At 67.3% G+C, this 25,603-nt stretch carries 22 protein-coding genes; 12 read left to right on the top strand and 10 right to left on the bottom strand.

What is annotated here, in order from left to right; all coding sequences use genetic code 11:
• Window positions 1–377: 377 nt before the first annotated feature.
• The 7 genes from SL003B_RS15270 to SL003B_RS15240 all read right to left on the bottom strand — a co-directional run bounded on the left by SL003B_RS15270 (window position 378) and on the right by SL003B_RS15240 (window position 8,741).
• Window positions 378–974, bottom strand: coding sequence for a transglutaminase-like cysteine peptidase (locus tag SL003B_RS15270; protein ID WP_013653764.1), 597 nt, complete (start codon window positions 972–974; stop codon window positions 378–380).
• Window positions 975–1,126: 152 nt separating this feature from the next.
• A complete protein-coding gene (locus SL003B_RS15265; protein ID WP_013653763.1) occupies window positions 1,127–1,912 on the bottom strand; it encodes a thermonuclease family protein in 786 nt (261 codons plus the stop codon).
• 161 nt (window positions 1,913–2,073) lie between these two features.
• The gene (locus SL003B_RS15260) at window positions 2,074–3,465 is read right to left on the bottom strand and encodes an O-antigen ligase family protein (RefSeq protein WP_013653762.1); all 1,392 of its coding nucleotides are present in this window, start codon (window positions 3,463–3,465) and stop codon (window positions 2,074–2,076) included.
• On the bottom strand, window positions 3,465–4,229 hold the full coding sequence (locus SL003B_RS15255; protein ID WP_013653761.1) for a hypothetical protein: 765 nt from the start codon (window positions 4,227–4,229) through the stop codon (window positions 3,465–3,467). Before SL003B_RS15255 ends, SL003B_RS15260 begins: the two co-directional genes overlap by 1 nt.
• A 16-nt stretch (window positions 4,230–4,245) precedes the next feature.
• Window positions 4,246–6,546 (bottom strand): polysaccharide biosynthesis tyrosine autokinase, encoded by a 2,301-nt coding sequence (locus SL003B_RS15250; protein ID WP_013653760.1) that lies wholly within the window; start codon window positions 6,544–6,546, stop codon window positions 4,246–4,248.
• A 91-nt stretch (window positions 6,547–6,637) separates the two neighbouring features.
• A complete protein-coding gene (locus tag SL003B_RS23410) occupies window positions 6,638–7,297 on the bottom strand; it encodes a hypothetical protein (RefSeq protein ID WP_013653759.1) in 660 nt (219 codons plus the stop codon).
• 202 nt (window positions 7,298–7,499) lie between these two features.
• Window positions 7,500–8,741: a polysaccharide biosynthesis/export family protein gene (locus SL003B_RS15240; protein ID WP_013653758.1), complete on the bottom strand. Its 1,242-nt coding sequence runs from the start codon at window positions 8,739–8,741 to the stop codon at window positions 7,500–7,502.
• A gap of 499 nt (window positions 8,742–9,240) precedes the next feature.
• Here SL003B_RS15240 and SL003B_RS15235 point away from each other — a divergent pair, with 499 nt between their 5' ends.
• The 3 genes from SL003B_RS15235 (at window position 9,241) to SL003B_RS15225 (ending at window position 11,150) form a co-directional block, all read left to right on the top strand.
• On the top strand, window positions 9,241–10,047 hold the full coding sequence (locus SL003B_RS15235; protein ID WP_013653757.1) for a metallophosphoesterase: 807 nt from the start codon (window positions 9,241–9,243) through the stop codon (window positions 10,045–10,047).
• A gap of 87 nt (window positions 10,048–10,134) precedes the next feature.
• Window positions 10,135–10,395 carry a spike base protein, RCAP_Rcc01079 family gene (locus SL003B_RS15230; RefSeq protein ID WP_013653756.1) on the top strand — a complete coding sequence of 87 codons (261 nt, stop codon included), beginning with the start codon at window positions 10,135–10,137 and terminating at the stop codon, window positions 10,393–10,395.
• Window positions 10,395–11,150 (top strand): hypothetical protein, encoded by a 756-nt coding sequence (locus tag SL003B_RS15225; RefSeq protein WP_013653755.1) that lies wholly within the window; start codon window positions 10,395–10,397, stop codon window positions 11,148–11,150. Before SL003B_RS15230 ends, SL003B_RS15225 begins: the two co-directional genes overlap by 1 nt.
• 28 nt (window positions 11,151–11,178) lie before the next feature.
• Here the strand turns inward: SL003B_RS15225 and SL003B_RS15220 are convergent, their stop codons facing one another.
• A complete protein-coding gene (locus SL003B_RS15220) occupies window positions 11,179–11,937 on the bottom strand; it encodes an SDR family oxidoreductase (protein WP_013653754.1) in 759 nt (252 codons plus the stop codon).
• Between the two features lie 224 nt (window positions 11,938–12,161).
• Here SL003B_RS15220 and SL003B_RS15215 point away from each other — a divergent pair, with 224 nt between their 5' ends.
• The 9 genes from SL003B_RS15215 (at window position 12,162) to SL003B_RS15175 (ending at window position 21,805) form a co-directional block, all read left to right on the top strand.
• On the top strand, window positions 12,162–13,454 hold the full coding sequence (locus SL003B_RS15215; RefSeq protein WP_013653752.1) for an MHYT domain-containing protein: 1,293 nt from the start codon (window positions 12,162–12,164) through the stop codon (window positions 13,452–13,454).
• Between the two features lie 575 nt (window positions 13,455–14,029).
• Window positions 14,030–14,896 (top strand): FAD binding domain-containing protein, encoded by an 867-nt coding sequence (locus SL003B_RS15210; RefSeq protein WP_013653751.1) that lies wholly within the window; start codon window positions 14,030–14,032, stop codon window positions 14,894–14,896.
• 14 nt (window positions 14,897–14,910) lie between these two features.
• Entirely contained in the window at window positions 14,911–15,420 is a 510-nt protein-coding gene (locus SL003B_RS15205) for a (2Fe-2S)-binding protein (RefSeq protein ID WP_013653750.1), read from the top strand.
• Complete coding sequence (locus SL003B_RS15200; RefSeq protein ID WP_013653749.1) at window positions 15,417–17,837, top strand: aerobic carbon-monoxide dehydrogenase large subunit; 2,421 nt, start codon at window positions 15,417–15,419, stop codon at window positions 17,835–17,837. The genes SL003B_RS15205 and SL003B_RS15200 overlap by 4 nt, the downstream gene beginning before the upstream one ends.
• Before the next feature lie 157 nt (window positions 17,838–17,994).
• A complete protein-coding gene (locus tag SL003B_RS15195; RefSeq protein WP_013653748.1) occupies window positions 17,995–18,876 on the top strand; it encodes an AAA family ATPase in 882 nt (293 codons plus the stop codon).
• A gap of 1 nt (window position 18,877) precedes the next feature.
• On the top strand, window positions 18,878–20,074 hold the full coding sequence (locus SL003B_RS15190; RefSeq protein WP_013653747.1) for a vWA domain-containing protein: 1,197 nt from the start codon (window positions 18,878–18,880) through the stop codon (window positions 20,072–20,074).
• 11 nt (window positions 20,075–20,085) lie between these two features.
• On the top strand, window positions 20,086–20,961 hold the full coding sequence (locus SL003B_RS15185) for an XdhC family protein (RefSeq protein ID WP_049792675.1): 876 nt from the start codon (window positions 20,086–20,088) through the stop codon (window positions 20,959–20,961).
• 16 nt (window positions 20,962–20,977) lie between these two features.
• A complete protein-coding gene (locus SL003B_RS15180; RefSeq protein WP_013653745.1) occupies window positions 20,978–21,571 on the top strand; it encodes an SRPBCC family protein in 594 nt (197 codons plus the stop codon).
• 42 nt (window positions 21,572–21,613) lie between these two features.
• Window positions 21,614–21,805 carry a hypothetical protein gene (locus SL003B_RS15175; RefSeq protein WP_041375573.1) on the top strand — a complete coding sequence of 64 codons (192 nt, stop codon included), beginning with the start codon at window positions 21,614–21,616 and terminating at the stop codon, window positions 21,803–21,805.
• Between the two features lie 90 nt (window positions 21,806–21,895).
• Here SL003B_RS15175 and SL003B_RS15170 read toward each other — a convergent pair whose 3' ends face one another.
• Window positions 21,896–24,427, bottom strand: coding sequence for a cation:proton antiporter (locus SL003B_RS15170; protein ID WP_013653744.1), 2,532 nt, complete (start codon window positions 24,425–24,427; stop codon window positions 21,896–21,898).
• Window positions 24,428–24,508: 81 nt separating this feature from the next.
• Complete coding sequence (locus SL003B_RS15165; RefSeq protein ID WP_013653743.1) at window positions 24,509–25,426, bottom strand: DMT family transporter; 918 nt, start codon at window positions 25,424–25,426, stop codon at window positions 24,509–24,511.
• Window positions 25,427–25,603: the final 177 nt, after the last annotated feature.

Here is a 25,603-nt window from a genome sequence, read left to right as displayed (position 1 = left end):
CGAACCCGTCGCCGGTTGCAGCCTGGGATCCTGCCATCCAACGCGCGATGCGGGGCAAGGTCAAGGCGGAAACGCGGCTGGCCGGGCAAACGACGACAGGCGGGGACGAGACCTGCCTTCGGCCTGCCGGCAAAACCTCCAAACGCGTCATCCCGCAGGCAGCGAAGCGCAGATGCGGGATCGGCGAGCCGGGGCCTCTCGGTCTCCTTCATCGAGACCATCGATATCGCGGCTCTCCGGTTCCGGCTCGCGGCTCACGCTTGGCCAGAATGACACCGGAGAGGCTGCGGGTGTGTCGCAACCTCAAGGCAGGGACAACGCCCTGCCTTCGGCCGTTCGCCGTCGATGGCCGCCGCCCAGGCGGCCGGACAGCCGTCTCAGATCGCCCGCCACTGCCGGGCGTTGGCCTGCGACTGGATCTTCAGCCAGGTCAGATCGGTCTTGTGCCAAGGCACGATGCGCGACGTCCGGTTGTCGAGCACCAGGTCTCCGTCGCTGGTGCGCACGACGAGCACCGCGTGGCCCTCGCCCCACGGCGTGCGGGCGACCGCGATGCGCAGGGCGCGCGACGGCCAGCCGAGCCGGATCAGTTCGCGGCGCTTGGTCAGCGCAAAGTCCTCGCAATCACCCTTCGTGACCGCGATCGACCAGGTGTCGCCGAGGCCGTCGCCCTTGTCGTTGACGGCGCGGATCTGGCGGTTGATCTGCGCGTTGACGCGGCGCAACTCGTTCGAGCGCGCCTCGGTCAGCTTCACCACCGCGACACCGCGCACCCGGCATTCCTCCGGGTTTCGGGAGCAGAACACGACGTGCCCCATGGGCGCCAGGGTGGCGCCGCGGTCGGAAATGAACTTCGGTTCGACCAGTCGCTTGACCGATCCGAGGCCGCTGCCGATGCCGAAGGCGAACGCGCCCTGCACCGGAGCGACGACAAGCCCCAGAGCCAGGGCAAAAAGTACCGCTTTGCTTCGCATCTCACCACTCCCCTTCCAGGAACTGATGAGACACTACACAAAACATCTGAAATCGAAGTTCTTGGAGGAGTTATGCTTTTCGATAAATGCGAGCTATTGAATAAACTCTTCATTAACCAGCGTTCAAGCCGCCGATTGCCTGCTGAATACCATCATTGGGCGTCGTTTCCAAGCGGGTCGTTTGCCGCATCCGCCGGCGCATCCGGCGCCGTCGGCCGATGGCTGGTCTTCAGCGCATCCAGCCGGTGCAGCAGCGTCTCGTCCCGGCGCATGGCGTCTTCGCTCAGCACCGCCCAGTTGCCGTTCCACGCGCCGCGCCGCGAGGCGGCGGCCGCCTCCGCCAACCGGTCGAGGTGCAGCCGGCCGAGATGGTCGGGTCTGGCAAAGCCGGCCGCGACCTGATGGGCTGCGATGTCCGTCCCCTGCAGGGTGCAGGCATGGCGGAGGTCTCCTTCGTCGTAGAACACCGGCCGGCAGGTCAGCGGGGCGTTCGACACGAGGTTCTGCATCGAGGCGCGCCCCATCAGGCCGCAGGGAAACCTGGTCAGGCCCACATTGAGGCACAGGTCGGCGGCGGCAAGGCCGTCGATAAAGGCGAGGCGGATCCGCACGTCTCCCGCCGTGAAGGCATCGGCGGCGGTGACCGCATAGGGCGGCTCCAGGGCGAGCTGGGGCTCGAAACGGGCGAACGGCGGGAGGGGGGGCGCGGTCAGCCGCTGTGGCGGCGCCTCGTAGCGTGGCTTGAGTCGGGCGGCGGGTTCGGGCGCCGGTTCCCGAGACCAAAGCGCCGCGACGTGCCGCGACACGGCGCCAAGGTCTGATTTCAGCCGGTCGTGAAAGGCGAAGGACACGGCATTGCCGGCGGCAACCACGACGAACAGGACGAGATAGACCCGGGTCGCGGTCCGCCCGAGCCTTCGGCTGACGGATCTGTACAAGGCACCTGCGACCGGGGGAACGAACCTGTTCGACCTCATTCCGGATGGGACCCGACCTGTGCGCCCCATCGGGGCGGTGCATTGCGCGCTGGCGAGAGCGGCGCTGTCCTCAAAGCCCTACCATGACGCGGCGCTCGCGCCAATGCGCAACCGCGGAAGAGTCAGCGCGGCACCCTGCCGCGCCCGAGGGCAACGGCAATCGCACTGGCCAGCATCAGGGCGTAAAGGGCGGTGACGGCGGGGATCTGAAGGGAAAAGTCGACGGTGGCGTGCACCGTGACCAGGAGCGTCCCGGCAAGTCCGGCGACGACGAAGGGCCGATACTCGCGCCGCCCGGCAAGACCCGTCCGGAGGGCGCTCACGACAGCCACGAGCCCGGCGACGAGGAAGACGACGTAGGGCAGGCCGAGTTCGAGGAGGTTTTCGAGATAGGAGTTGTGGGCCAACTCCCAGGTCCCCGTGATGAAGCAGGCCGGATCGCGGAAGCTCGGGAACACGTCCTGGAACGAGCCGAGCCCGGTGCCGAAGGGCAGGTTGGTCATCGCCGCCTCGACGGTCGAGCGGAAGGCGCACAGGCGGCCCTCGCTTTCCCCCGCCTCCAGGCGGAACAGGGTACGGCCGGCGAACACTTCGGCGACCAGCAGGACCAGCAGGCCGACCACGGCCGCGATGACGAAGCGGTTGCGGATCCGGTCGCGAAACAGGCGGAAATCGAGCAGGGGCACGGCGAGGACAGTGGCGGCCGCAGTCGACAGCAAGCCGCCGCGCGAGGCGGTCATGCCGATGGCGAGGACCTGTAGAACGCCTGCCCCGGCCCAGACGAGGGCTTCGCGCGTCGGCCTGAACGGCCCGATCTGGTAGCGTTTGACGTCGGGCCCGGACGACTGCCTGCCGCGGCGGATCTCCCTGCGGAACAGGGCAAGTGTGGCCAGGAACGTCAGACCCAGGAGAGTCGCGGCACTGTTGCGGTTGACCAGCGTGCCGCTGAGATTGCTGGTGTAGAACCGTTTCTCTTCGAACAGCAGCCAGCTCGGAAACAGCAGGAGCTGCAGGATGCCGTAGAGCGCGAAGGCCGTCCCCAGACCCGCAATGCATTTCCACAGCAGGACGGTGTCCTTTTCGTACTGGAACAGGGCCAGCGCCGTCAGGAAGACGACGAACGGCATCAGCAGGCGCAGCAGGCTCCACGGCGATTGCCCCGGCACCACCGAGACCGAGCCGGCGATATCCAGTCCGAGCCGCTCCCCGGGCGCCGACCAGATCGGATTGGCAAGCAGGCCGCCGGGCAGGGGCAGGGCCTGGAAGCCGACATAGAGGGCGAGCAGGGTCGCGAAGCCGAACGCCAGGGCCATGAACCGGCCGATGTCCGCGTTGCGCGGCGCCTCCAGCAGGCTGAGGGCGAAGATCAGCCCGAGCGGGATCGCGGCCGCCTCGACGGCCGGCCAGGGCGTGCCGCCCTTGACGAGGAGGAGGGCGAGGATCACGGCGAGCAGCGACCAGCGCAGGCCGGTCAGGATGCCCGATCGCAACCGCAGGACCAGGGGCGACGCCATCACCGCTCTCCCACGCAGGCCCCCAGGCGCCTGAAATAGCGCGCGCAGCGGTCGCTCATCAAGGCGATCTCCAGCATCTGGTCGAGGCGAACGAGGCGATGGCGGTCGAGGGCCGCGATGATCTCCCGGTTGTCCGCCTCGAGACGCTCGCGCATGAGCTTCCGGCCATGGACCCCGAGGGTCTCGTAGACGCTCTGCACCTGGCCGAGCGGCGCGTAGCGCAACAGCGTGTCGAGGTCGCGGCCGAGCAGGTCGCGGGCCTCCGGACGCGCGGTCTGGGCAAGGGCGACCAGGAAGGGGATGCGCACGGACAGGATCCAGGCTTCCCGTGGCATCGTCAACTGGGACATTTCAGCCTGGGAAAACACCCGGTCGACCGGTCCTTCCATCAACATGGAGGCCATGGCCGACCGCATCCAGGCGTTGCCCGACAGCGGGAAACAGCTCAGCGTCCGGGCGACGCCCTGCTGAACCTGCGCGTAGGCGGCATCGAGTTTGCCTCCTGCGGCGGCGTCCTTGCGCCTGTGGTCAAGCAGCGCCAGAGATACGGTCAGCGCGGCTTCCTGGACGTCGCGCCGGCACGGCAGGTCGGCATTGCTCCGATAGGCCGCGACCCGCTCCGCTTCCTCGCTCAGCAGTGTGAGGCCGCTGGCCAGGCGCTCGCCCGTGAACAGCACCTGACGCGCGGCGACGTCCATCCCGAACAGCCATGCCCCCGCGACGGAGAATGCCAGCCCGGATAACGCGAACACGAAGCGACGCAACAACCAGCTCCCGCGGCTACTCGGAGTAATACCTGGAATAGGCAGAGTACTGATAGCCTTCCGAGTTGTACTTCTCGTACATCTTCTGCGCCTGCGTATCGACCTTGTTCAGCACCACGCCGAGGCATTTTTCCCGCAGGCGCTCGTCGTGCGCCAGCGTCGCGCGGACGGTCTGGCGGGCGGTCTTGCCCCATTCGACGACCAGCAGGAAGGCATCGATCTGATCGGTGATCGCCCGCACGTCGACGACGGGAGCGAGCGGCGGCAGGTCGACGATGATGTAGTCGAAGCTCTCGCTGGCGTCCTTCAGCAGCTTGCGCATCGCCGGCGACGCCAGCAGCTCGCTCGTGTGCGAGATCCGCTGCTTGACGACGGCCGGCAGCACGAACAGCTTCGAGTCCGGTTCGACCAGAAGCGCGCCCTTGAGCGACTGTTCGTCGAGCAGCACCTCCATCAGCCCGCTTTCCGCCTTGGCCGCCACCGAGCGCGTTAGGCCGGGATTGCGCAGGTCGCAGTCGATCAGCAACGTCCTGGCGCCGAGATTGGCGAGCAGCGAAGCGAAGTTCTTCGACACGGTCGACTTGCCCTCGCCGGGGAAGATCGACACGGTGCCGAGGATCTTCACCTTCTTGTCGCCGACCATCAGGTCGGCGGCGATCTTGGCGGCGCGCAGGGTCTCCGAGAAGCCCGACAAAGGGGCGTCCAGGGTCTGGCGCATCACCGCATCGGTCGGCTGGATGAAGCGGGTCGTGTTGCCGCCGGCGGTCAGGTTGCCGGACGGCTTGAGGATGCGATGCGGCAGGATCGGCAGCAGGCCGAGAAATTCGAGGCCGAGCCGTTCGCGCACCTGCTCGCCGGTGCGGAAGCCGCGGTCGCGGAACTCGCGCAGGGCGCCGGCGCCGACCCCGGCCATGCCGCCGAGCACCAGCGACAGGGCGAGCACCAGGGCCTTCCTGGGATGGCTCGGCTTCTCGGGCGGCATCGCCTCGGTGATGATCCGCGCCTCGGTGACCGGGAAGGACTGTTGCTGCACCGTCTCCTGGTAGCGCTGCATGAAGGTCTGGTAGAGGTTGCGGTAGGTCTCGGCCTCCCGCTCCAGCTCGCGCAGGGCGACCAGGGTCTCGTTGGTCCCCGCGCTTTCCCCGACCATCGTGGCGAGGCTGTCCTGGATCGATTTCTCGCGCGACCTGGCGATCGCGAGCTCGCTCTGGTAGCTTTCGGCGATGCGGCCGAGTTCGTCGAAGATGACCTTCTGGTATTCGGTCATGTCGTTGCGGAACTTGACCGCCTGGATGTGACTAGCGCCCAGGTTCTGGCTGATCTCGGCATAACGCTTGGAGGCCTCCAGATACTTCGAGCGGAGGTCGGCGATGACCGGGTTGTTGAGCGCCTCGGTCACCGCGGCGTCCATCTGGCCGCGGGTGATGATGTCGGCGATGCGGCTGTATTTCGCCTCGGCTTGGGCGGTCGCCGCGCGCGCCAGGATCAGCTGGCTGTTCATGTCGGCAAGCTGCTGGTCGCCGAGTAGGGTGCCGTCCGCCATGATCAGGTTGTTCTCGGCCCGGAAGCGCTGCACGGCCAGGTCGGTCGTCAGCGACTGTTCCTTCAGTTCCTGGATGCGCGATTGCAGCCAGGTACTGGCCCGGCGCGTGGCGTCGTATTTCGCCTCGAGCTGGTCGAGCAGGTAGGCCTCGCCGAAGGCATTGGCGATGCGCGCCGCGTCGCGCGGTACCGGTGCGGTATAGCTGATGCTCAGGACATAGGTGAGACCGGAGCGGGAGACCTGCAGGTTGTCCTCGATGATGGCAAGTGCCTGGCGCTGGCGCGCGAGCTTCTCGTCCTCGCTCAGTTCGGTCTCGATCCCGAGCCAGCGGTTGAAGTCGAACAGCGCCTTGATGGCGCCGACGCCCTTGCCGAGGATCGAGGCGCCCGACTCCATGAAGGCCGGGTCGTCCATGAGGCCGAGCTTGTCGATCACCGACAGGGCGATCCGCTCCGACTTGATCAGCTCGACCTGGCTGTCGATCTTGGCCGCGTCGAAACGCACGTTCAGGCCGGATTCCGTTTCGCCGAAACGGACCTGCTGGTCGTCGATCAGGAGCTGCGTTGTCGCGGTATAGAGCGGCTGGCTGGTCAGCAGATAGCCCACGCCGAGCAGCAGGCCGATGCCGCAGGCGGCAAGGATCACCCTGACCTGGCGTTTGGCCGCGCCCAACAGGCGGTCGAGATCGATCGTCAACTCGTCCAGCGGCTCGGATTGCGCCTCGTACGAACGGGACGGCGGAAAGCTCGGCGATCCTACCGGTCTGTTAAGCATGAATTCGGAGCCTCAAAAACAAAGAGCGGCACGGGCCGCTCGATGAGTGTCTCATCAGATCACTGCTCTGTCACCGACGGCCGCTGCGCGGTCACCGGGGGCTAACGGGTCGCCGTTCGACGGTCGAACCACCGCCGCCTCCGCCGCCGTTGGTAGCAAGCGAGAAGCCGCTGTTCGTCGCCGTGGAATCGCCGCCGCTGCCGCCACCGCCGCCGGCGCCACCGCCCGCACCGCCGCCGCCGATACCGCCGGCACCGCCACCGCCCGCACCACCGGTGCCGCCGACGGCACCGACCGCGGCGGTCTGTGTGTTGCCCGTGGAGGCGGCGAAGGCGACGACCAAAGCGTTGAGGCCGCTCTCGGCCACTGCGAGCTGGATCATCTCGGCGATGTCGGGGCGCGTCGCCACGCAGGCCGTCGCCGCCTGGGCGAGGCCGGCCGCGATCGCCGCGACCTGTTCCGGGTTCGCCTTGCCGGCCAGCGCGACCAGAGCCGAAATGGCATCCGTGTCGGAGCCTGCGAGGCTGCGCACCTGGGTCGTCAGGCTGTAGCCGCCGACCGGATTGGCCGACAGCAGCCCGTCCGGATTACCGAGGAAGGCGCTGATCGCCTCATCCGAAAGCTTGGCCGGCGGCACGAAGCAGGAGTCGGCAAGAGCGGCAGGGGCAGCCATCAGGGAGGTGACGACCGCGAGAGCCGCAACGCCGCCGAGGAAGCGGTTCCGACGTCCGAATGCAATATCCTTAAGCATAGAACTGAACTCCATTCGAAAACCGTTCGTTAATAATTACAACTTTTCGGGCTCCGGCACAATACAGGCTGTTCAGAGGCGCGCTTGATCCCAGCAAGAGGGTTAAGGCACACCCCGCCACGGGCGCATGCGCATGCCCGTCGCACGCGCCCGCCTGCGTCGGCTGTGCGGCCCTGCTGCCGCGGCAGCCCGGCCGCTGCGCTTACTCGTCGAGCGTGACGTTGAAGCCCTTGGACAGAGACACCGCATGGTTGCGCGTGAAGCGCGCATCGCCGGACACGCCGGACACCGTCGAGGTCACCGAGTTCAGCACGGTCAGGAACTTGACCAGCTCGACCGAGTCGGCGTTGGAGATGTAGACGATGTCCTCGCTGCGCAGCTTGAACTTCTGGGCCAGGAAATACCCCGACGGATCGCGGAAGTTGGTCCGGTAGATGGTCGGGATCTGCTTGGCGGAGGGGTCGAAACGGGTCGAGTCGATGCCCATCTCCTCCAGCGCCGTGCGCGACTCCAGGCGATAGACGAAGACCTGGCCCGGGTCGGCGCGGCTGTCGAGCAGGCCGCCGGCCTTGCCGACACCCTGTGCGAGGGTCAGTTCTTCCTGGTCGAACTTGAACTCGCCGCTCAGGCCCGACGCGCCGAACGCCTGGAAGGAGCGCTGCTCGCGATCGACATAGAGCGTGTCGCCCGGCGCCACGTAGATGTTTTCCTGCGGGTTGGCGATGATGGCGTTGAAATAGACCTTCGCGCTGCGGCCGCCGCGCTGCAGGGTGATGAAGGATTCGTAGCCCGGGTACTTGAGGCCGCCGGCGCGGGAGATCAGGTCGAGGATGCGGTCGCCGCTTTCGTTGATGTCGAGCTTGTTCGGCGCGTTGACCTCGCCGACCACGGCGGCCGACGTGGCGTTGCGCTCGATGAAGGCGACCACGGCCTGCGGTTCGATCGCGCGATTGGCGAGCTTCGCCTCGATCTCGGTCTGGATCTGCGGCAGCGAGCGGCCGGCGGCAAGGATCTGGCCGGCATAGGGCACGGAGATGTAGCCGCGCTTGTCGACCGTCTGCTGAGGCAGGTTGACGAAATTGCCGGGGCGGCTGCCGGCATCGGCCGGGATGAACAGGCCGCCGGCGGCGCTTTCGAAGATAGTCACCTGGATGACGTCGCCGACGCCGACCAGGATCTCCGGAGCGCCGCCCCGTCCGCCGCCGAAGCTGCGGTTGAGCGAGCCGATGCCGGGATCCTTGACATAGCTGAGCACGTGCGGGGTCAGATCGAGAAAGGCGTAGGCCATGGCGCTGCGCTGGGCATCGCCGGTCTTCTCGACGATACTGTCGGTCGCCTGCGCCTGTATCGCTCCGTGGTCCGGTCCGGAGCGCGGCAGGGTCTCGCAGCCGGCGACCATCGCCGTCGAGCACATCAGCAAAATACGGAAAAACGGAATATCCATGATCGCAGCCCCGATCGCAAATCGATTTCGCGGGCGATGGTCGCTGCCCGCAATGACAACTTTAACAAGCAGGTACCACGTTCGGCTCGCTTGGAAAACGGCGGAAACCCGGCATTTACCAAGAATCCCTGCTGACCGTAGCATATGGGCAACACCCTGCACGTGAATGCTGCGCCCCGATGCCGGTTTGCCCAAAATAAGGGCACGAAGACGAGGCGTGCGGGTCCGGCCCGCGGGGCGCGACGGACGATGCGAACCGTACTCCGGCGCCTGGCGGACGCCAGGGAACGCGCGATTCGGTCTCCCGCGCCCTTGTCGGACCCGCAATCCTGCCGGGCGGCGGCAACCGGATCGGCCTCGTGCACGGGCGACTCCACTTTGTCGGGCGGCGATGCCATATCCGACAGGAGGCCTTCATCACTCGTTCCGGTCAGGCCGTGCGTCAGAGGATTGACGCGGGAGGCCGGACGCGAGAGACCTCAGGCAACAGAGAGGCTGCATGATCCTTCGCCGGTTCCGACGATTGCTCGACGACCTGCAGGCCAGAACGTCCGGCCCGCTGCTGCCGGAGGGCACGCGCGTCTATGCCGTCGGCGACATCCACGGTCGGTTCGACCTGCTGTGGCGCCTCGCTGGCGCGATCGAGGCCGACCTTGCTGCGCGTCCTGTTGCCCGGGTCGTCGAGGTCTATCTCGGCGACTATGTCGATCGGGGCCCGGACAGCGCCCGCGTGGTCGACTGGCTGAGCCGGCCGGCGGCGGGCGGGCGCGAGCGCATCTGCCTGATGGGCAACCACGAGCACGCGCTGCTGAGCTTCCTCGCTGACCCGGGGCTCTTTGCCCAGTGGCGCCAGTTCGGCGGCGGCGAGACGCTGATATCCTACGGCATCGATCTGCCAGCACGGGCCGATCAGGCCGATCCCGAGCGGTTGCGCGCGGCCCTGCGCGCGGCCCTGCCGGTGTCTCACCTGCGCTTTCTGCGCGCCCTGCCGGCCCTGCATCGCATCGGGGGCTATGCCTTCGTCCATGCCGGGGTGAAGCCGGGGGTGACGCTCGATGCGCAGGTCGAGACCGACCTGTTGTGGATCCGTCAGGAATTCCTCGACTATCCGGGCGATTTCGGCGCCGTCGTGGTGCACGGCCATACCCCTCAGGACACCATCGATCTGAAGCCCAACCGGATCAATATCGACACCGGCGCCTACATGACCAACCGGCTGACCTGCGCCGTGCTCGACGCCGATGGCGTGCGCTTTCTGCAGACGACCCGCGAGGGCATCGTCGCGCGCGCCGCCGGGGATCTCTAGCCGCCGTCCGGTGCGGTTATCCCCGCCTTCGCCGTAGCCCCCTAGACTTGTCCCTCACTGAAATCCGACAGTAAGGGAACTCAGGCCATGACCGACCCCCATACCCGAGCGACCGGCCTCGACAGCCCGCCGGCGCGGTTGTTCCAAATCGGCCCGGACGACGATGCCGATCTCGCCGTGACCACGCGTGGCCTCATGGTCGGCACCGCCGGCGACGTCCGGGTGACGACGCTGGCGGGCGACACCGCCGTGCTGCCGGCGCTGGTGCCGGGCGTGCAATATGCGATCCGGGCGCGACGCGTGCATGCCACCGGCACCACGGCAACCCAGATCGTCGGGCTGGCCTGATGCGGATCGGTCTTGTCCAGCCCACAGGCCAGCAGCTTGCGGCGCGGCGCGCCTTCCCGCCGGCGGCCGGGCCGTTGACGCTCTGGTTGCGCGCCAGCAACGCGGCGAGCCTCGTGGCTGCGGAAGGAGGCCTCGTCCCGCCGCCGCCCGGTGGCGCGGTCGCCCAGTGGCGCGACGGCAGCGGGCTCGGCCATCATGCCAGCGCCCTGGTCGACGCGCCCTTGCCCGTCCGCAGTGCCGATGGCGCCGGACTGATGTTCGCGGCCGGCAGCGGCCTTGCCGTAGCCAATACGCCGGACATCAACATCGGCACCCCGACTGCGCTCACCCATCTGGTGCGCTTCGTGCCGGGCAGTGCGACCGACACGCGGGTCGTCTACGAGGAAGGTGGCTCCGGCACCGGCCTGTCGGTGCTGACCAGCGGCGGACGCATCTGGTCGTTGATGTGGTCGGCGGCCCCCGCCGGTTCTCCGCCCAATTTCGTCGACCTGGTCGATCAGGGGCCGGCTACGGCGAGCCGGCCGACCAGCGTCGCCATGGCGTGGTCGCAGGCCGAGGCAACCCGCCGGCTTTTTCTCGACGGCGTTCTCACCCACAGCCGCGCGGTGGGCAGCCGCTGGCCGAGCCATTCCGGCAACATCCGCATCGCCCTTGCCGGCGACAGCTTCTACGGCTCGCCAGCCGTCGTGCCGGCCCCGGCTGCCGGAGCGAGCTTCGACGGCGTGCTGCTGGAGATCGTCCGCTGGCAGGCCTGAGACGCTGCCCGCGGCTCTGTGCCCGGCCTTACCCCCGCCCGATGAACGGCATGGCGGTGGCCATGACGGTCATGAACTGGACGTTGGCGTCCAGCGGCAGCGAGGCCATGTGCAGCACCGAGGAGGCGACGTGGGCGACGTCCATCACCGGTTCGGGCCGCAGCGAGCCGTCGGCCTGGGGGATGCCCGTGCGGAACTGGTCGGTCATTTCGGACGCCGCATTGCCGATGTCGATCTGGCCGCAGGCGATGTTGAACGCTCGGCCGTCAAGCGACAGCGTGCGCGTCAGGCCGGTGATGGCGTGCTTGGTCGCGGTGTAGGCGGCCGAGCCGGGGCGTGGCGCATGGGCTGAGATCGAACCGTTGTTAATGATCCGCCCGCCCTGCGGATCCTGTCGGCGCATCAGCGCGAAGGCGCCGCGGGCGACCAGGAAGGCGCCGGTCAGGTTGACGTCGACGACGCGCCGCCAGTCGTCGACAGAAAGGTCGTCGATCAGCGTCGACGGCAGGCTGATTCCGGCGTTGTTGAAGACGACGTCGAGGCGACCGAAGCGGTCGGCGATCGCCGTGTAGAGTGCGTCGACATCGTCAGGATTTGTCACGTCTCCGGCAGAGCATAGGCAGGTTTCCGGCACCGCTCCGGCAGTCCTTGCCGCCTCTTCGAGTTGCTCCGCGCGCCGGCCGGTGAGGATCACCCGGCTGCCGGCCTTGAGGAAGGCGATCGCCGTCGCTTTGCCGATTCCCGAACTCGCCCCGGTCACCAGGACCACCTTGCCCTCCACACCCATCCGGTTTTCTCCCTGATTCCAAATACTTGACACCATTTCGACCGTCGCCTCCCTGGCCTCTCCACGGCCGCTGCGGCCAGCCTAGGGGCCTGCCGCAGCGCGCGCAAGGCCGGCCGGGTCATGCCGCCGTCACGCCCGTCTTGGATAAGGGCGGGCGATCCCCTATGCTCATGACGCTGGGGAGGAGGCCGCCCGCGCGGCACCGGCGAGAGGGAGAACCGAGGATGAGCCTCACGCACGAGCCTTGGCTCGTGGCGCTTTCGTTGATCGTTGCCTTCCAGGGCAGCTACGTCGGCCTGAGCATTGCCGTGCAGGTCACCGACGCGGTCGACCCGCGACGGCGTTACCTGCTGGCCGGCGCGGCACTGTCGCTCGCCCTCGGCATCTGGTCCATGCATTTCGTCGGCATGCTGGCCGCCCGCCTGCCGGTGGCAGTCGATTTCCTCGTCCTGCCGACCCTGCTGTCCTTCCTGGTGTGCGTGCTTGTAGTCGGCCTGTCCGTATTTGCCGCCAGCAACGGCCCGCTTGGCCGGCTGCGGCTGTCCCTGTCGGCCTTCGTCATGGGCACCGGCATCTGCACCATGCACTATCTCGGCATGTATGCACTGCATGCTTCCTCCCGCATGGATCACGATCCCCGGTTCGTCGGGGCAAGCTTCGTCGTTGCCTTCGCGGCTTCGGGGTTGGCGCTGTGGCTGGCCTTCGGCGCCGGCCGTCGGCCGCCGGTCCTGATTTCGGCAGCAGTGCTCGGCGGCGCCATTTCCGCCATGCACTACATCGCCATGGCCGGCATGACCCTGACCCCGCACAGCGCTCCGCAGGCGCTCAGCGCGCCAGCGGTCGGGCCGGGCACGCTCGCTATCATCGTCGCCATCGTCGCTTTCGTGGTCTCCGGTCTGTTCCTGCTGGCGCTGGTGCCCGAACGGGGAGCGACACGCGCGCCGAGCGCGCACCGGCCGGCAGGCCGGCTGGTCCAGAACGGCGGCGGGGCTGCAGACCTGACCGAGCAGACCGATGTGGCCGCCCTGGCGGCCTTCGCGGACCTGTCGCGTGCCCAGGATGCTTCCGGCAACGCCGCCCTTGCCGAGCCGCTGCGTCGTGCCGCCCTCGGTCTGCAGGGAGCGCCGGAGGATCGCCTGCGGACCGGCTCGGCGGGAAAAAGCCTGCCGATCGAGCGGGATGGCGTCAAGGCGCGACTCGCCATCGACGATCTGCTGGCGGTGCAGGCGGATGCCCACTACACCCGCCTCTATGACAGCAGCCGCAGCTACTTCTGCCCGCTGTCGATCGGCGAGGTGGAGCGGCAGCTGGATTCGAAGCTCTTCGCGCGGGTGCATCGCAGCCACATCGTCAACCTGAGCCGGGTTGCGGGCCTGCGGCGTGCGGGTGACAGCGGCTTGCTGCACATGGCCTGCGAAGAGCCGCACGCCGTGCCCGTCAGTCGGTCGAAGTGGTCGCGCATCAAGGCGCGGATCGCGGCCCTGGACACGGCGCCGCCGGCTGCTGCTGCAGAATAGCGGCCGGTCGTCATCGGCCAAACCGATCGGCGCCTTGCGCTCTGCACGGGGGGCGGTTCCTTCCGGCCCTTGACAGCTGGTCCCACAGGACGGCGGACGCCCGTACGGGAGGGACGTCGCGAAAGCCCGCGCCAAACCATTGAGGCAGCGCTCTCGTTCCTGCGTCCAGCCGTTGTCTGCGTAACGGCCGGATCGCGTCAGATGCGTCAGGAACATTGACGCAATTCGTGCGCAATTGCCGTATTTCGTGCAATTCCCGCGTCATCCATGAACGCTGGGTTGTGCGTGCACCGCACTGTTTTCCAGCATCACATGTGCCGTTCCGCCGCACCCATCGTTTGCCGGAGACGTCCGTGACGCCGGGCTGCCGGCTGCGTCCGGAGCTGCTCCTCGGAAAGCGAGGGAAGGCTGCGTGGGCAGGCCGAGGGAATTCCCGCCAGGTCAGGCACGCGTGGTCCGGGAGCGGAGGACCTGCTTGGGAACGCCCTAGAGCACGGCCCGGAGCACCCCGGAGCACGAGGTGCGGTCCCGGGTGCGTAGGCGGCGGCAGCGATCAGGCTGAGGGAGGATCGAACGTGATACCTGGGAATTTCGTCTATCACCGTCCGAAGACGGTTGCCGAAGCCGTCGCGCTTCTGGCCGATCACGGCGAGGAGGCACGCCCGCTCGCCGGCGGCCACAGCCTGATCCCGATGATGAAGCTGCGCATGGCCGCGCCCGAACATCTGATCGATCTCGCCGGCGTGGCGGATCTCAAGGGCATCCGCGAAGAGGGCGGCGCGATCGTGATCGGCGCCACCACCACGCAGCATGAGGTGATCGGCTCGACCCTGCTCACCGAGAGGGTACCGATTCTGCGCGAAACGGCCCTGCTGATCGCCGATCCGCAGATCCGCTATCTGGGCACAATCGGCGGCAACGTCGCCAACGGCGATCCGGGCAACGACATGCCGGCGCTGATGCAATGTCTCGACGCCTCCTACACGCTGGTCGGGCCGAACGGCGAACGCCGGGTTGCCGCGCGCGATTTCTACGAGGCTGCCTATTTCACGGCGCTGGCGCCGGACGAGATCCTCGCCAGCATCCGCATCCCCGTGCCGCCGGCTGGTCACGGCTATGCCTACGAGAAGCTGAAGCGCAAGGTCGGTGACTATGCGACGGCTGCGGCCGCGGTCGTGCTCACTGTGTCGGGCGGCAAGGTCGCAACCTGCTCGATCGGCCTGACCAACGTCGCCGACACGCCGCTCTATGCCGAGGAGGCGGGTTCGATCCTGATCGGATCGACGCTTGATGCGGACACAGTCAAGCGCGCCGTCGTGGCAGCGGAGGCGATCACCAATCCGGCCTCAGACGGGCGCGGCCCGGCTGAGTATCGCACCAAGATGGCGGGCGTCATGCTGCAGCGGGCGCTGGCCCGTGCGGCCGAACGCGCCAGGGGTTGAGGGAGAGGATACCCATGAGCGAAGTCGAAAAAATGCCGGTGACCCTGACGGTCAACGGCAAGAAGGTGCAGCGCTTCGTCGAGCCGCGCACGCTTCTGATCCATTTCCTGCGCGAGGACCTGTCGATCACCGGTCCCCACATCGGCTGCGAGACGACCCATTGCGGCGCCTGCACGGTCGAGTTGAACGGCATGTCGGTGAAGTCCTGCACGATGTTCGCGGTCCAGGCCGACGGAGCGGAGATCACCACTATCGAGGGCATGGCCAATCCGGACGGTACCCTGTCGGCGCTGCAGGAAGGCTTCCGCCAGATGCACGGCCTGCAGTGCGGCTTCTGCACGCCCGGCATGATCATGCGCGCCCATGTGCTGCTGAAGGAGAACCCGGACCCGAGCGAGGACGAGATCCGTGCCGGCATCGCCGGCAACCTGTGCCGCTGCACAGGCTACCAGAACATCGTCAAGGCCATCCAGTACGCCGCAGCCAAGCTGCAGGGGCGTGAATTCCAGGAGGCGGCAGAATGAACGACATGACCCTCACCAAGGAGCAGCGCGAAGCCCGTCTGGAGGGCATGGGCTGCAAGCGCAAGCGCGTCGAGGACATCCGCTTCACGCAGGGCAAAGGCCAGTACGTCGACGACATCAAGCTGCCCGGCATGCTGTACGGCGACTTCGTCCGCTCCCCCTATGCCCACGCCAAGGTCAAGAAGATCGACGCCACCGAGGCTCTGAAGCTTCCCGGCGTGATCGCGGTGCTGACGGCCGAGGACCTCAAGGGCGTCAATCTCGCCTGGATGCCGACGCTGGCCGGCGACGTGCAGATGGTGCTCGCCGACGGAAAGGTACTCTACCAGAACCAGGAAGTCGCCTTCGTCATCGCCGAGGACCGCTATGTCGCCGACGATGCGATCCAGCTTGTCGAGGTCGAGTACGAGGAACTCCCCGTGCTGGTTGACCCGTTCAAGGCTCTGGACCCGGACGCGCCGGTGCTCCGCCCCGACCTGGAAGGCAAGACCGAAGGCGCCCATGGCCCGCGCAAGCATCACAACCACATCTTCTGCTGGGAAGTGGGCGACAAGGACCTGACCGCCAAGGCCTTCAGCGACGCCGACGTGACGATCAAGGAGATGATCTCCTATCACCGCACCCATCCCTCGCCGCTGGAGACCTGCCAGTGCGTGGCGTCGATGGACAAGATCAAGGGCGAGTTGACGGTCTACGGTACGTTCCAGGCGCCACATGTGATCCGCACGGTGGCGTCGCTTCTGTCGACGATCCCCGAGCACAAGATCCATGTCATCGCGCCGGACATCGGCGGCGGCTTCGGCAACAAGGTAGGTGCCTATCCGGGCTACATCTGCGCCATCGTGGCCAGCATCGTCACCGGCCGCCCGGTGAAATGGGTCGAGGACCGCATGGAGAACCTCTCCACCACGTCCTTCGCCCGCGACTACCACATGACCACGGAAGTCGCCGCGAAGAAGGACGGCACCGTGACCGGCCTGCGCGTGCACGTGCTCGCCGACCATGGCGGCTTCGACGCCTGCGCCGACCCGTCCAAGTGGCCGGCGGGGTTCTTCAACATCGTCACCGGCTCCTATGACTTCCCTGTGGCCCATCTGGCCGTCGACGGCGTCTACACCAACAAGGCGCCGGGCGGTGTAGCCTATCGTTGTTCGTTCCGCGTCACGGAAGCCGCCTACTGCATCGAGCGGGCGATGGACATCCTCGCCCAGAAGCTCGGCATGGACCCGGCGGATCTGCGGATGAAGAACTTCATCAGGCGCGATCAGTTCCCCTACCAGTCTGCGCTGGGCTGGGAATACGATAGCGGCGACTATCACCTCGCCATGCAGAAGGCGATGGACGCCATCGGTTACCGCGAACTGCGCGAGGAGCAGAAACGCAAGCAGGAGGCCTTCAAGCGCGGCGAGACACGCGAGATCATGGGCATCGGCATCTCGTTCTTCACCGAGATCGTCGGCGCCGGCCCGTCGAAGAACTGCGACATCCTCGGCGTTGCCATGTTCGACTCGGCCGAGATTCGGGTCCATCCGACCGGCTCCGTGATCTCGCGCATGGGCACCAAGTCCCAGGGCCAGGGCCACGAGACGACCTGGGCTCAGATCATCGCCACCGAGATCGGCATCCCGGCCGAGAACATCATGGTCGAGGAAGGCAACACGGACACGGCGCCCTACGGTCTCGGCACCTACGGTTCGCGCTCGACGCCGGTGGCCGGCGCAGCCATTGCGTTGGCGGCCCGCAAGATCCGGGCGAAGGCGCAGATGATCGCCGCGCACATGCTGGAGGTGTCCGAATACGACCTGGAGTGGGACGTCGACGGCTTCCGCGTCAAGGGCAACCCGGAAGCGCGCAAGTCCATGACAGAGATTGCCTGGGCGGCCTATCATTCGCCCCCTCCGGGCATGGAACCGGGTCTCGAGGCGGTCAGCTACTACGATCCGCCCAACATGACCTACCCATTCGGCGCCTATTTCTGCGTCATGGACATCGACGTCGACACGGGCGTTGCCAAGACCCGGCGCTTCTACGCGCTGGACGATTGCGGCACCCGCATCAACCCGATGATCATCGAGGGGCAGGTACATGGCGGACTGACCGAGGCCTTCGCCATCGCGATGGGCCAGGAGATCCGCTACGACGAGACCGGCAACGTGCTCGGGGCGTCGTTCATGGACTTCTTCCTGCCGACGGCGGTGGAGACGCCGAAGTGGGAGACCGACTACACGGTCACCCCATCGCCGCATCACCCGATCGGGGCCAAGGGCGTCGGCGAAAGCCCGAACGTCGGCGGCGTGCCGGCCTTCTCCAACGCCGTCAACGACGCCTTTGCCTTCCTCGGCTCGACGCATATCCAGATGCCGCACGACAGCTGGCGGCTCTGGAAGGCTGCCAAGGAACTGGGCGCTCACGGCTAGGCCGGCGGGATGACCGGGCTGCGGGGAACCTAGCCGCCCGCAAACGGGCCCCTCTCCGCCGCACGTTCGGCGGAGAGGGGCGCCGATACGGCGGTCGGCGTTCGCTCGAGCGGCCAGAGGTCTTTTTCTGCGAAGGGTTTACAGGAACTGCGCTGATATGATCCGCGACAAGAACGAGTTGGCGAAAGCCCTGGCCGAGACCGGCTACGTCGCCGACGAGGGCCTGGCGACGGCGCTGCTGCTGATGGAGCTTCTGGGCCGGCCGCTGCTTCTTGAGGGCGAGGCCGGCGTCGGCAAGACCGAGGTCGCCAAGGCGCTGGCGGCGTTGCATGACACCGATCTGATCCGGCTGCAGTGCTACGAGGGCCTGGACCGCTCCGACGCCCTCTATGAATGGAACTACCAGCGCCAGTTGCTCGCCATCAAGGCACATGAGGGCTCTGGCGAGGACGCTCAATCCATTGAGGACGCACTGTTTTCCGAAAAGTACCTGCTTGAGCGCCCGCTCCTGGCCGCCATCCGCCAGGACAAGCCCCCGGTCCTGCTGATCGACGAGGTCGACCGTGCCGACGAGGAATTCGAGGCCTTCCTGCTCGAACTCCTGTCGGACTACCAGGTGTCGATCCCCGAACTCGGCACGGTGACCGCGACGAGCATTCCGAAGGTGGTGCTGACGTCGAACGGGACCAGGGAACTGTCCGACGCGCTGCGCCGGCGCTGCCTCTATCACTACGTGGATTATCCCGACGTCGGCCGCGAAGCTCAGATACTTAGGACCCGCGTGCCGGGGATAGACGCCGTGCTGGCGCTGCAGATCGCGGAACTGATGGCGAGGCTGCGCAAGGAGGATCTCGCCAAGGTGCCGGGCGTTGCCGAGACCATCGACTGGGCCGCGGCGCTGGTCGGGCTCGGGGGGCGGAACCTGCACGAGGACCGGGAGCTGGTCTTCGACACGCTCGCCTGCGTGCTGAAGACGCGCGAGGACCAGGCGCGGATAACCCGCGAGGTAACCGACCGCCTGCTCGGCAAGGTGGCCTGACATGGCGGCCCATGCGCTTGAAGGATCGGAGCAAATCGGTGCCGCCATGCGCGTGCGCCTGGCCGGCTTCGTGCGCATGCTGAGGGACAACGGCTTCAAGGTCGGCCTCGCCGAAACGACCGATGCGCTGGCATTGCTCGCCACAGGCCCGGCGCGGCGCCAGGCAGACCTGCGGGGGGCCTTCCGCGCCCTGTTCTGCGGACGGCGGTCCGACTGGCTCAAGTTCGATGCGCTGTTCGACGCCTACTGGACCGGCAAGGGCGTCAAGTCGGCGGTCAAGGTCAGCGGCAGCCACTCCGGAAACACTCCTAAGACTCTCCGACATCTGTCCGATGACGCCGCGACAACGGAAATCGGCCCGGCCGGCGACGTCGAACGACGGGCCGGCGAGGCGGAGGAGGGCGAGGAGGACCCTGCCGGCAAGCGCGAGGGTGCCAGCCGGGCGGAGAACCTCGCGAAGACCGACTTCCGCAAGATTGCCGATCCTGAGGCGGTGGCGCAGGCGCATGCGCTGGCCGAGCGGCTGGCGCACGCGATGCGGGTCCGCCTGACCCGGCGCGACCGCCAGCGGCGCAAGGGGCCGCGGCTCGACCTGCGCCGGACGCTGCGCAGGTCGATCGGCCACGGCGGCACGCCGATCGAACTGGTGCGCAAGGGACCACGGGAGAAGCAGTTGCGCATCGTCGTGCTGCTCGATGCTTCCGGCTCGATGAACAACTACACGGGCGTCTTCACCCGCTTCGTGCACGGCATCCTCGACAGCTTCCGCGAGGCGGAGGCGTTCCTTTTCCATACCCGACTGGTTCATGTCTCGTCGGCGCTCAAGGAACGTGACGCGGCCCGCGCGCTCGACCGCATGGGGCTGATGGCGCAGGGCGTCGGCGGCGGCACGAAGATCGGCGAGGCGCTGGCCGAGTTCAACCGCTGGCATGCAGCCCGGGTCATCCATTCGCGCACCTGCGTGATGATCCTGTCCGACGGATACGACACCGGCGATCCCGAGCGGTTGGGCGCCGAGATGGCCGCATTGCGCCGGCGCTGCAAGCGTATCGTCTGGCTCAATCCGCTGATCGGCTGGCAGGGCTACGAGCCGACCGCCGCCGGCATGGCCGCGGCCTTGCCCCATGTCGACCTGTTCGCGCCGGCTCACACGCTGGAGAGCCTGGCGGCCCTCGAACCCTATCTGGCGAAGCTGTGAAAGGGATGCTGATGACCCCGTCGACCAGCCACGTGCCGCCCTCCGACGACCGCGGCGACCTGCACGACCTGATGAACCGCCTGCGCCGGGAGGGACGGCCGTTCGCTCTGGCGACGGTCGTGCGCACCATCTCGGTGACTGCCGCCAAGGCCGGCGCCAAGGCCGTGATCGGGCCGGACGGCGGCATCGCCGGCGGCTGGATCGGCGGCGGCTGCGCGCGCGCCGCCGTGCTTAAGGCGGCAAGGGAGTCCCTGGTCGACGGTCAGACCCGGCTGGTGTCGATCCAGCCGGAAGACCTGCTGAAGGATCTCGGCGTCACACCGGGGGAGGAGAAGCAGGGCATCCGCTTTGCCAGGAACATGTGCCCGAGCCAGGGCACGATGGACGTCTTCGTCGAGCCGGTACTGCCGCGACCGAACCTCGTGGTGCTGGGAGCCAGTCCGGTTGCCGTCGCGCTCGCCGATCTGGGGCCGCGCATCGGTTTCGACATCACGGTCTGCGCCCCGGCCGAGGATCAGGGCCTGTTCCCCAGGGCAAACGAACGGATCGAGGGCTATGCGCTGACCGTCGAGACGGCCGCGCAGCGGTATCTTGTCGTGGCGACGCAAGGGCGTGGCGACCAGGCGGCCCTGAAGGCCGCGGTTGCCGTCGATGCCGACTACATCGCCTTCGTCGGCAGCCGCAAGAAGGCCGCAGCGTTGAAGGCGGCGCTGGAAAAGGACGGTGTCGATCCAGGCCGGCTGGAGCGGATCAAGGCGCCGGCAGGCCTCGACCTCGGCGCCATCACGCCAGAGGAAATCGCGCTGTCGATTCTCGCCGAGATGCTGCGCGTGCGCCGCACGGGCCAGCGGGATGCATCGCTGCTCCCCTCTATCGCACAAACCTAACCGGAGATCTCCGACCATGAAGATGGCTGACAGTCAGCGGATCGAAGCCCCGCGCGAAAAGGTGTGGCAGGCCTTGAACGACCCGGATGTTCTCAAGGCCTCGATTCCAGGCTGCGAGGATCTGGTCAAGCATTCCGATACGGACATGGAAGCGAAGGTCACGCTGAAGGTCGGTCCCGTCAAGGCGACCTTCGGCGGCAAGGTGACGCTGAGCGAGCTGGATCCGCCGAACGGCTACCGGATCGACGGCGAGGGCTCGGGCGGTGTCGCCGGCTTCGCCAAGGGCGGCGCCACGGTGCGCCTGGAAGAAGACGGTCCGAACGCCACGGTCCTGCACTACACCGTCGACGCCAATGTCGGCGGCAAGCTTGCCCAGCTTGGGGCCCGACTGATCGATTCCACGGCCAAGCGACTGGCCGGCGAGTTCTTCGAGACGTTCGGCAAGCATGTCGCCGGTCCGGCGTCGGCGGAGGCGCCTGCGGCAACCGCGGCCACGGCCGAACCGGAGACGGTGCCCGTAGCCGCCAAGGAAGCGGGAGCGCCGGCGCGTCGGTCGTTCTGGGCTTGGCTGCTGAGCGTGCTCGGCTTGCGCAAGAAGGTGGCCTCGTAGGGGCCGGACGATAATTTTCTTGGTTCTGGAGGAGGAACGACCATGACTTCAGTCGCTGCATGTGCATCGCCGCAGGAAAGCCTGCGCTCGATCGCGACGGATCCGATCCTGATGGCTGCCGTCGTCACCGGGCTGGCGCTCGCCGCCTTTCTCGTTGTCGCGCATGCCTGCTGCTTCGGTGCGGACGCCGCCCTGCCGCACGTTCTGGCGCCGCTATGTTCCAGCGTCGGATAGCGCCGGCAGGAGAAGCTCATGCATAGCCCTTGCGTTTGTCGCGTGACGCCAGACTGAGGCCCCGCACACATCGGCGGGAGGATCGGCGGGCTAGGGGGCGACGTCGAGTGCGGCTGGCGGGACATGCTCCGAGGTGGCGTCCGGAACGTTCATTTCCTCGCGCTGCCGCGCAATCCGGGCCATGTTCTCGGCAATATCCGGACTCTGCTTCATCAGCGCGCGGAAGTCACCGGCACCGAGGACGAGCAACTGGCAGTAGCCTAGGGCGGCGACGTCGGCGGTGCGTGGCTTTCCCGACAGCAACGCCATTTCGCCGAACACGTCGCCGCGTCCGAGACGGAGCGGGCCGTGGGGCGTGCGCACCTCGACCGCGCCGGACGAGATGAAATAGGCCGCGTCGCCTTTCTCCCCCTTGCGGATGAGCGTCTCGCCCGGAACGGCAAAATAGGGGCGCATCAGGCGTGCGATCGCCTCGCGTCGGGTGTCCGGCAGGTCGGCGAACAGCGGATGCCCGTCGACAAGGTCGCGGGTCTTCAGGCCGAGGTCGAGACGCGGACGGACGCGCGTTCGGTCGCGCGCCGTGCTGACGCTCCGCTGCAGATCGTTGTAGAGTTCCGATCCGATCAGTTTCTGGGTGAAGGCTTCCGAATAGGCCTGCTCCTCGAGCCGCAGCCCGGTCCGGCGCAGGAACTCGTATTCGAGCGCCTGGGCGTAATCGGGGTACTGCAACTGAAGGCCTTCGAGGCCGCGCAGGTTGTCCTCGCGCCGGATCGCGAGGGTTTCGTGCAGGATGCCGGCGACCCGCTCGCCGAGCAGCGGGCGGATGCGCTCGTCGTTGAATTCGATCAGTTCCTTGATCACGATCCGGCCGATCAGCAGGCGCTCGAAGCGATCGGCGACCATGACCGACAGCAGCCCGTCGATCTTCAGGTGGCGCTGGAGCCATTGCGCGAAGCGGAATGTCGGCCCGTAGGCCAGGGCGCTGCGGGCGGCCCGGTTGTAGCCGACGCGTCCCTTGGACCGCGTCTGGTCGGCGATCCGGCCGGCGAGCGTCAGGTGGGACGCGATGGTCCGGTTGGAGACCGTGCCTTCGTGGAAGTGGCGCAGGATCAGCACGCGTTCGCGGTCGGCCAATGCGACGAGGCCAAGGACGACCCGCTCGCGGTCCATGATCTCCTCGGCAAGAACGTTGTCCTCGACTGCTGTAGAGGCCTGGCTCGAGTAGTTCGTACTCAGCTTTTCAGCGACCTCCGGCGCGATGTTGTAGTCGCGTGCGGCATCGTCGACCGCCTCGCGCACGTCCGAGAGGGCGAGCGCCAGGAACTGCTTGCGCATGGCGATGTCGAGCGGGGTGAGCGTGTTGAGTTTCAGGGCGCGGATCAGCCGCTTGAGAGTCGTGCCGTAGACCAGCAGCGTGAACAGTACGAAGCCGGTCGCCAGGACCGCGATGAAGTGCTGGACGTCTTCCGACAGGCTGGGGTGCTCGGTGACGGACAGGGCAAGGGTCAGCGTAACGGCGCCGCGCATGCCGCCCCACAGGATCACCGTCTTGTAGCGGTTGCTCACCGCCTCGCCGATGCGCAGGACGCCGAGCACGGGCAGCAGGCCGAAGATCACCACGGCGCGGGCCGCCAGGGCGGCCACGATGAGGACGACGAGAAGCAGGATATCGAGCAGCTTGAAGCCGGCGAGCAGTTCGGGAATCAGGATCGAGGCGAGCACGAAGATGAGCGAACTCGCCCAGAAGGCGATCTGCTCCCACACGTCGTGCAGATAGGACCAGGCGGCCGGGGCGACCCGGGCGGGACCGTAGAGGTTGAACACGATGCCGGCTGCGACGACGGCAACCACCGCGGACACGTCGGCGCTCTGTTCGCTGACGACATAGACGAGGTAGGGCAGGGCGAGGCTCAGCGTCACCTGCGCCAGCTTCTGCTCGCGCATCAGCGGCAGCAGCATGACGAAGAGACGCGCGAAGAGGGCGCCGACGACGATGCCGCCGGCGAAGGACCTCAGGAAGGTGACCACCGCCTCGACTGCATCGGGCGTCTGCTGGCTGGTCAGCATGCCGAGCAGGAGCACGAACAGGACGATGGCGGCGGCGTCGTTGAGCAGGCTTTCGCCTTCGACCAGCCGGCCGAGGCGGGCGGGCGCGCCAATGTCGCGGAAGATGGCGACGACCGCGACGGGATCCGTGGTGGCGACAATAGCGCCAAGCAACAGGCAGGCGACCAGGGGCACGCCGGCGAGCGGGTAGAGCGCAAGGCCGATGAAGGCGGTGGCGACCACGACGGCGACCACGGCCATGACCAGGATGGCGCCGATGTCTTCGAAGATTCGCCGCACGTCGAGGGTCAGGGTCGACTGGAACAGCAGCACGGGCAGGAAGATGTAGAGGATCTTCTGCGAATCGAACGGCAGGTTGACGAACACCATGGCCAGTTCGTTGAAGGCATCGGTGGTCGGCGTGTAGAGCAGGAAGGCGGCGAGCAGGCCGATCAGGGTGCCGACGCCGGCCAGCAGCACGCTCGGCGCCAGCCCGAGGCGGCGGGCAAGCGGCTGCAGCAGCGAGATGACGACAAGAAGACCGGCGAAGGCGGCCACGATGATCGGCGTATCCATGATCCTCAGCTGAACCAGGGATATGGCAATTTAACGTTAAAGGCCGGCCAGTGTCGCTTTTTTTCCCGGCCAGGCAAAGGCTCAGGCGAGCGCGCTGCGCCGCTCGGACAGCCAGATGCCGCCGAGCACGAGAACAAGCGCCGCGCCGTGGTGGAGGTGGAACGGCTCGGACAGGATCGCGACCGCCAGCAGGGCGGAGAAGATCGGCACCAGGTTGATGAACACGCCGGCCCGGCCCGGCCCGATCAGCTCGACCGCGCGCATGAAGAAGATCTGCGCCAGGCAGGACGGAAACAGCGACACGAAGAGCACGATGAGCCAGCCGTCCGGTGTCGGCCACAGGGCGCCGCCGGAGGCCATCTCGTAGGCAAGCGCCGGGACGGAGCAGATCGCCGCGAAGATCGACAGGACCGAGAAGAACACCAGGCCGGAAACCCGCGGCCGGTTGCGCAGCGCGAGGGTGTAGCCGGCATAGAAGATGCAGGCGAGGAACATGATGCCGTCGCCGGGGTTGATCGACAGGCTGCCGAGGGCGCTGAGGTCGCCGTGGGTGGCGACCAGCGCGACGCCGACCATGGTGGCGAGGATGCCGAGGATCTGCAGCGGCAGTACGCGGGCGCGGAACACCAGCACGGTGCCGACCAGCACCAGGATCGGCATGGCGCCCTGCAGGATGCCGAGGTTGATCGCCGTGGTCGTGTAGGCGGCGATGTAGAACAGCATGTTGAAGGCGACGAAGCCGAACAGCGCCATCAGCATCATGACGCCCAGCCGCGGGCGCATGGTCGGCCACTCGGCGCGAATGCGCGGATAGAGCAGCGAGGTCATCAGGATGCTGACGATCAGCCAGCGCAGGAATACGAGCACGAAGGGCGACACCTCGCCGATCGCCAGCCGCCCGGCGATGGTATTGCCGCCCCACGACAGCATCGCAATGAACAGCATGAGCACCGGGCGGTTGAAGAAGCTCGCGCCGAGGCGCCGCGTGGTGGCGATCATGCAGGTCTTCCTCCCGATGCCGCCGGCGCACGCCCGATGCGAGACCGGGCGTCAGGGCAGCCTTTCCGTCCCGTTTAGTCTGTCCACTTGGGCACGCGCAAGGCGGGAGTGGCGCCGAACCGTGTATCGGCGCGCCGCGAATTTTGTGCAACTGCGGAAAAAGTTTTTCGTATTGAC

The organism is Polymorphum gilvum SL003B-26A1 (assembly GCF_000192745.1).
Taxonomy (GTDB): domain Bacteria; phylum Pseudomonadota; class Alphaproteobacteria; order Rhizobiales; family Stappiaceae; genus Polymorphum; species Polymorphum gilvum.
The sequence above is the reverse complement of the archived record's forward strand: the minus strand, read 5'-3'. Positions and strand labels throughout refer to the sequence as shown.

Bases quoted from the DNA above. Each gene is read 5' to 3' on its own strand.
- SL003B_RS15225 (WP_013653755.1), top strand. From the start codon at position 10,395: ATGCGGATCGGTCTTGTCCAGCCCACAGGCCAGCAGCTTGCGGCGCGG.
- SL003B_RS15270 (WP_013653764.1), bottom strand. From the start codon at position 974: ATGCGAAGCAAAGCGGTACTTTTTGCCCTGGCTCTGGGGCTTGTCGTC.
- SL003B_RS15230 (WP_013653756.1), top strand. From the start codon at position 10,135: ATGACCGACCCCCATACCCGAGCGACCGGCCTCGACAGCCCGCCGGCG.
- SL003B_RS15175 (WP_041375573.1), top strand. From the start codon at position 21,614: ATGACTTCAGTCGCTGCATGTGCATCGCCGCAGGAAAGCCTGCGCTCG.
- SL003B_RS15170 (WP_013653744.1), bottom strand. From the start codon at position 24,427: ATGGATACGCCGATCATCGTGGCCGCCTTCGCCGGTCTTCTTGTCGTC.
- SL003B_RS15215 (WP_013653752.1), top strand. From the start codon at position 12,162: ATGAGCCTCACGCACGAGCCTTGGCTCGTGGCGCTTTCGTTGATCGTT.
- SL003B_RS15180 (WP_013653745.1), top strand. From the start codon at position 20,978: ATGAAGATGGCTGACAGTCAGCGGATCGAAGCCCCGCGCGAAAAGGTG.
- SL003B_RS23410 (WP_013653759.1), bottom strand. From the start codon at position 7,297: ATGCTTAAGGATATTGCATTCGGACGTCGGAACCGCTTCCTCGGCGGC.
- SL003B_RS15240 (WP_013653758.1), bottom strand. From the start codon at position 8,741: ATGGATATTCCGTTTTTCCGTATTTTGCTGATGTGCTCGACGGCGATG.
- SL003B_RS15260 (WP_013653762.1), bottom strand. From the start codon at position 3,465: ATGGCGTCGCCCCTGGTCCTGCGGTTGCGATCGGGCATCCTGACCGGC.
- SL003B_RS15200 (WP_013653749.1), top strand. From the start codon at position 15,417: ATGAACGACATGACCCTCACCAAGGAGCAGCGCGAAGCCCGTCTGGAG.
- SL003B_RS15185 (WP_049792675.1), top strand. From the start codon at position 20,086: ATGACCCCGTCGACCAGCCACGTGCCGCCCTCCGACGACCGCGGCGAC.
- SL003B_RS15190 (WP_013653747.1), top strand. From the start codon at position 18,878: ATGGCGGCCCATGCGCTTGAAGGATCGGAGCAAATCGGTGCCGCCATG.
- SL003B_RS15220 (WP_013653754.1), bottom strand. From the start codon at position 11,937: ATGGGTGTGGAGGGCAAGGTGGTCCTGGTGACCGGGGCGAGTTCGGGA.
- SL003B_RS15205 (WP_013653750.1), top strand. From the start codon at position 14,911: ATGAGCGAAGTCGAAAAAATGCCGGTGACCCTGACGGTCAACGGCAAG.
- SL003B_RS15235 (WP_013653757.1), top strand. From the start codon at position 9,241: ATGATCCTTCGCCGGTTCCGACGATTGCTCGACGACCTGCAGGCCAGA.
- SL003B_RS15250 (WP_013653760.1), bottom strand. From the start codon at position 6,546: ATGCTTAACAGACCGGTAGGATCGCCGAGCTTTCCGCCGTCCCGTTCG.
- SL003B_RS15195 (WP_013653748.1), top strand. From the start codon at position 17,995: ATGATCCGCGACAAGAACGAGTTGGCGAAAGCCCTGGCCGAGACCGGC.
- SL003B_RS15165 (WP_013653743.1), bottom strand. From the start codon at position 25,426: ATGATCGCCACCACGCGGCGCCTCGGCGCGAGCTTCTTCAACCGCCCG.